Genomic DNA, 5,168 nt, shown 5'->3' on the forward strand with positions numbered 1-5,168 from the left:
GTCGAACGACGCCATCTCCCAGCGCTGCCAGGCGGAAAGGCGTTCTTTCGGAATGATGGTCGACATGCGCGCGCGGTCCCTGGTCGGTTACACGTAAGCGTCTTCGCCGCGGCCGCCCACCATGATGGCGCCCTGATCGGCGAGGCGCCGCACCACTTGCAGCACCTTCTTCTGTTCGGCTTCGACTTCCGAAACGCGCACCGGACCGCGGGATTCGAGATCTTCGCGCAGCAGCTCGGCCGCGCGCGCGGACATGTTCTTGAAGAACTTCTCGCGCAGCTCGACCGGCGCGCCCTTGAGCGCGATGATGAGCGACTCCGACTCGATCTCCTTGAGCAGCACCTGGATGCTGCGGTCTTCCACGTCGAGCAGGTTCTCGAACACGAACATCTCTTCGACGATCTTCGCCGCGAGGTCCGAGTCGTAGTTGCGCACGGCTTCGATGACCGACTCTTCGTGCACCCCGCCCAGGTAATTGAGAATTTCCGCTGCGGTGCGTACACCGCCCATCGGGCTGCGCTTGATGTTCTCGCTGCCCGAAAGCAGTTTCGTCAACACGTCGTTCAGCTCACGTAGCGCGGCAGGCTGAATGCCGTCGAGCGTGGCAATGCGCAAGACGACGTCGTTGCGCAGACGCTCTGTGAACAGCGCGAGCACTTCCGAGGCCTGGTCGCGGTCGAGGTGTACGAGGATCGTGGCGATGATCTGCGGATGCTCATGGCGGATCAGCTCGGCGACGGCCGTCGAGTCCATCCACTTCAGACCCTCGATGCCGCTGGTGTCGCCGCCTTGAAGAATGCGCTCGATCAGGCCCGCGGCCTTGTCGTTGCCCAGCGCCTTGTTGAGCACCGAGCGGATGTATTCGGAAGAATCGAGCGAAAGCGCCGAGTGCTGTTCGGCTTCGAGCACGAAGTCCTGCAACACGTCGGCGATCTGGTCGCGCGTGCCCTGCCGCAGCGAGGCCATGGCCGCGCCGAGCTTTTGCACTTCGCGCGGCGCGAGGTACTTGAAGACCTCCGCCGCTTCGTCTTCACCCAGCGACATCAGGAGGATGGCACTGCGTTCGAGTCCCTCAGCCGCGCTCATCGCCACCACCCACCCATGATTTGACTACCGTTGCCACGATCTTCGGATCCTGTCGCGCGACTTGGCGCGCGTACTGCAAATTGCGCTCGTAGGCGCTGACTTCGGCCCGCTTGCCGGCCTCGCCGTCGGCATTCTCGCCCTCGACGCCTTCTCCCCCGGCGGCACCGGCCGCACCGGCCAGCGTGGGCTCGGCCGGCGGCGGCGGGGTCAGATGCTTGCGAATGGCCGGACGAATGACGCCGAACCACAGATAGAGGCCGACCAGGCCGATCAAGACCCACTTGCCGACTTGCTTGGCCAATTCGATGTTCTGGCGCTGACGCCACCACGGCAGGTTGGCTTCCGGATCGGCCTCGACCGTGAACGGGCTGTTGACGATGTTGAGCGTGTCGCCGCGCTGGGTCGAGTAGCCGATGGCTTCCTTCGCCAGGTTCTGTATCTGGTCGAGCTGCGCTTGCGTGAGCGCCACCATCGCGGCCTTGCCCTTCGCGTCGGTGCCCGGGTGATAGTTCACCACCACGGCGGCCGACAGACGCTTCAGACCGCCCGTCGCTTGCTGAACATGGCGAATCGTGCGGTCGACTTCGTAGTTGACCGTGGCGTCCTTGCGGTCGCTGCGCGGGCCCTGCGGCGCGCTGGCGGCGCTTGCCGCGTTTGCGGCGTTTTGCTGGGCGAACTGCTGCTGCGTTTGCGTGATGGGCGCGGTGGCTTGACCCGGCGGCTGGTTCGACAACGCGCCGGGCACCCCGCCGGCGGGCGTGATGCCGATTTGCGAGGCTTCGCTGTTCTGCTGACTGCGCACCGCCTGCTCGCCCGAATTCGGCTTGTAATTCTCCGACGTCTGCTCGACCTGGTTGAAGTCGACGTCCGCCGTCACCTGAGCGTGCACGTTGCCCGGCCCGACGATCGGGTTCAGGATGGCCTCGATACGGCGCGCATACGATTGTTCGAGTTCGCGAACGTACTTGAGCTGGCTGGCGTCCAGACCCAGCGCATTGGCGCTCTGCGCGGAGAGCAGATTGCCGTTCTGATCGAGCACCGTCACGTTCTTGACCGGCAGCTCGGGCACACCCGATGCGACCATGTGGACAATGGCGCTGACCTGGCCGTCGTCGAGCACGCGGCCCGGATACAGCGTGACGAGCACCGAGGCGCTGGGCTTTTGCTGCTCACGCACGAAGACCGACGGCTTGGGGATCGCGAGATGCACGCGCGCGGCCTGCACCGCCGACAGCGATTCGATCGAGCGGGCGAGTTCGCCTTCGAGGGCGCGCTGGTAATTGACCTGCTCGGCAAACTGGCTGATGCCGAACTTCTGGTTGTCCATCAATTCGAAGCCGACCAGACCGCCCTTGGGCAGCCCTTGCGAGGCCAGACGCAGCCGCACTTCGTGCACCTGCTCGGCCGGCACCAGAATGGCACCGCCGCCCTCGGCGAACTTGTACGGCACGTTCATCTGCTGCAGCGAGGTGATGATGGCACCCCCGTCGCGATCGCCCAGGTTGCTGTACAACACCTTGTAGTCGGGGGCACGGCTCCACAGGAAAACGGCGATCAGCAAGGCGATGAGGGCCGCGCCACCGATGAGCAGCGGCAAGCGCTCGCGCGAGCGCAACTGCGCCAGCAGGGGCGACTTGGCGGCGACGTCCGCCGACTGGGTGGCGGCGTTCATGCGCGGCTCCACGCCAGCGGCGTTAACACGACGTTCTTCGCGGTGGAAGTGCTCACTAACATGCGACAGAATTCTCCGGGGGTACGCTTGGCATCGCGCTCACGTGCGACGGGCGCTAAGGATTGGAAAGGTCCGTTACCCGGTGCGCACGATGCCGATGGTCCTGATTATTCGTTGCCGAATATGGAATCGTTTCAAGGATTAGGCGGGTGTTTTGCCGCCAATTAGGGTCTTGGGGGCTTGCCAGGCGGTGGTAAGCTCCGACGTAACTGATAAGAGGCAAACCGGTGAGCACGACGCGGTGTCGCGGCGCTGCCGGTGCCAATCGAAGACAAGCGAGGACGAGCATCATGGCCATTCCGGGGATCGAGTCGGTATTGCAGAAGCTGGGCAGTGTGGCGTCGCAGGCGGCGGGCTCGATCCTGGGCACCTCGACCGCTGGCACCGGCGCGGCCTCGGCGACGGGTGGTTTCGCGTCCGAACTGGAAAACTCGCTCAAGCGCGTTTCGTCGGCGCAGAACGGCGCGGAGTCACAGGCTCGCGCGTTCGAAATGGGGCAGCCGGGCGTGGCGCTCAACGACGTCATGGTCGATCTGCAGAAAGCCAACATCGGCTTCCAGATGAGCTTGCAAGTGCGCAACAAACTCGTGTCGGCCTATACGACCGTGATGAACATGCAGGTGTAATGCCCACGTAGGGCATGGGAGGGCGCGCCGAAGCACGTCGTCCGCACCGAAAAGGCCTCGTCGACCTTGGACGGGGCTTTTTTATTGTCGGCGGGCGCGTGCTCGCGAGAGGGGCGATGCGCTGCCGGCCGATGACGTGCCCGGGCCGGCAGGCCGCGCACCGGTCATGCCGCACCCGCGCATGCGGGTTGCGGCGGCATGATGCGCTTCAGAAATGCGTGAAAGCGCGGCACGGTGAATGCCGCATCGTCCAGCGGGGTGCTGTAGAGCATGCCCTTGTTGACGAGTGCCTGTCGAACCGGTTCAAGCGCTTCGGCAGGTTTGCCAAATTCCGCGGCGACGGCGTGCAGATCGTGCGGACCTTCTCCCAACTCTGCCATCGCCCGCAGGTAGTGCTTTTCCGTCGGGGGCAGCCGCTCGAAGCGGAGGCGGTAAAAGTTGTTATCCAGCGCATCGATGGCCGCCCTCGACGCAAGTCTGACGTGTTCCGAAGTGATGGGACTTTCGTGCGCCACCTTCCAGACGAGCTTCCCCCATTGTTGGAGAAAATATGGGTAGGCGCCCGTGCGCTCGACGATCTCGTCAAGCGCATCCGGCGTGATGGCGACGCCGGCTTGTGCGGCGGGGACGGCGATCGCATCGCGTGCCCCGGCATTCGAGAGCGGTCCGATCGTGGCGATTTCGAACATTCGCTCCGCATAGGACTTGGCGTCACCCACCTGCCGGATCAGTGGCGGCAAGCCTGCGCCGATCAGAATGACGGGCAGCTGGTATTGCGCGCATCGGTGAAGGGCGTAAAGCAACGCGGACAACTCCCGCTTCGGCATGCCCTGAAGTTCGTCGATAAAAATGGCGAGCACGGTGTGCGCCGATCGGGCCGCGCGCCCCACCTCAACGAGCAGTGCACAAAGATCCAGGTCGAGAATGCCGCAATCCGCCAGACCTGGCTCGGGCGCGTAATCCAGACCGACTTCGATGCCGTCATAGGTGACTTTCAATCCGGAGACGAAGCCGGCGAGCGCGCGCAATCCTCGAACGACGGTGTCCTTCGCCGACTGTGTTCGACTCATGCGCAATAACGCGACACGCAACGCCGGGGCGATCGAGGCCGGCAGCGACTTCACTTCCGGGGCTTCGAGATGCACGGTGATCGCGCCTTGCTGTTCGGTGTCGTAAAGGAGACGTTCGAGCAGCACCGTCTTGCCGACACCACGCAGGCCGATCAGCAGTTGACCATTGGCGTGGCGTCCGATGCGAAGGCGTTCGATGCAGACACGCACTTCCTCGCGAATATCATCGCGTCCGGACAAGGAGGGCGGCGGTGTTCCCGCGCCGGGATTGAAAGGATTCTGAATGGCTTCCATGGCAGACACGCAAGGTTGGGTTGGCGAGCAAATGCCCATGCCCGGCACGCGGTGCCGCGACATACGGAGAGAATCCTAGTGAGATCGCTTGTGCTGCGCGGATGGCAAAACGTCTGCCCATCGCGAGGAAGCCGGGGAAGCCTTTGCCCGCAGCGGTGCGCCGCTCGTCAGCGGTTACGGGGCAGGGCAGGAATTCAGACACTTCACCGCACGCTCGCCCGATGTGCGAACGGCATGACTTAGCGCGTGCGGTGGTCGGCGGATGGATTGTCGAATGCGTTGGACGGTGACGTGGCTGCGGCGGCCGGCAAGTCGGCCGAGGACGCCGGGGCGGCGACGCCCGGCGGCAGCGGCGGCGGG

4 protein-coding genes are annotated in these 5,168 nt (G+C 64.4%); 1 reads left to right on the forward strand and 3 read right to left on the reverse strand.

Features of this window, described 5'->3' with window-relative positions; translation table 11 throughout:
• Window positions 1-87: 87 nt before the first annotated feature.
• Both fliG and fliF read right to left on the reverse strand, forming a co-directional pair.
• The gene (gene fliG, locus A985_RS0120195; RefSeq protein WP_017235188.1) at window positions 88-1,086 is read right to left on the reverse strand and encodes a flagellar motor switch protein FliG; all 999 of its coding nucleotides are present in this window, start codon (window positions 1,084-1,086) and stop codon (window positions 88-90) included.
• A complete protein-coding gene (fliF, locus tag A985_RS0120200) occupies window positions 1,073-2,758 on the reverse strand; it encodes a flagellar basal-body MS-ring/collar protein FliF (RefSeq protein WP_017235189.1) in 1,686 nt (561 codons plus the stop codon). Before fliF ends, fliG begins: the two co-directional genes overlap by 14 nt.
• A gap of 350 nt (window positions 2,759-3,108) precedes the next feature.
• Here fliF and fliE point away from each other — a divergent pair, with 350 nt between their 5' ends.
• On the forward strand, window positions 3,109-3,444 hold the full coding sequence (fliE, locus tag A985_RS0120205) for a flagellar hook-basal body complex protein FliE (protein WP_017235190.1): 336 nt from the start codon (window positions 3,109-3,111) through the stop codon (window positions 3,442-3,444).
• Window positions 3,445-3,608: 164 nt separating this feature from the next.
• On the opposite strand, the gene A985_RS0120210 is transcribed toward fliE, so the two are convergent.
• Entirely contained in the window at window positions 3,609-4,808 is a 1,200-nt protein-coding gene (locus A985_RS0120210; RefSeq protein WP_017235191.1) for an ATP-binding protein, read from the reverse strand.
• Between the last annotated feature and the right edge of the window lie 360 nt (window positions 4,809-5,168).

Origin of the sequence: Pandoraea sp. B-6 (assembly GCF_000282835.1) — a bacterium.
Taxonomy (GTDB): Bacteria; Pseudomonadota; Gammaproteobacteria; order Burkholderiales; family Burkholderiaceae; genus Pandoraea; species Pandoraea cepalis.

Bases quoted from the DNA above. Each gene is read 5' to 3' on its own strand.
- fliE (WP_017235190.1), top strand. From the start codon at position 3,109: ATGGCCATTCCGGGGATCGAGTCGGTATTGCAGAAGCTGGGCAGTGTG.
- fliF (WP_017235189.1), bottom strand. From the start codon at position 2,758: ATGAACGCCGCCACCCAGTCGGCGGACGTCGCCGCCAAGTCGCCCCTG.
- A985_RS0120210 (WP_017235191.1), bottom strand. From the start codon at position 4,808: ATGGAAGCCATTCAGAATCCTTTCAATCCCGGCGCGGGAACACCGCCG.
- fliG (WP_017235188.1), bottom strand. From the start codon at position 1,086: ATGAGCGCGGCTGAGGGACTCGAACGCAGTGCCATCCTCCTGATGTCG.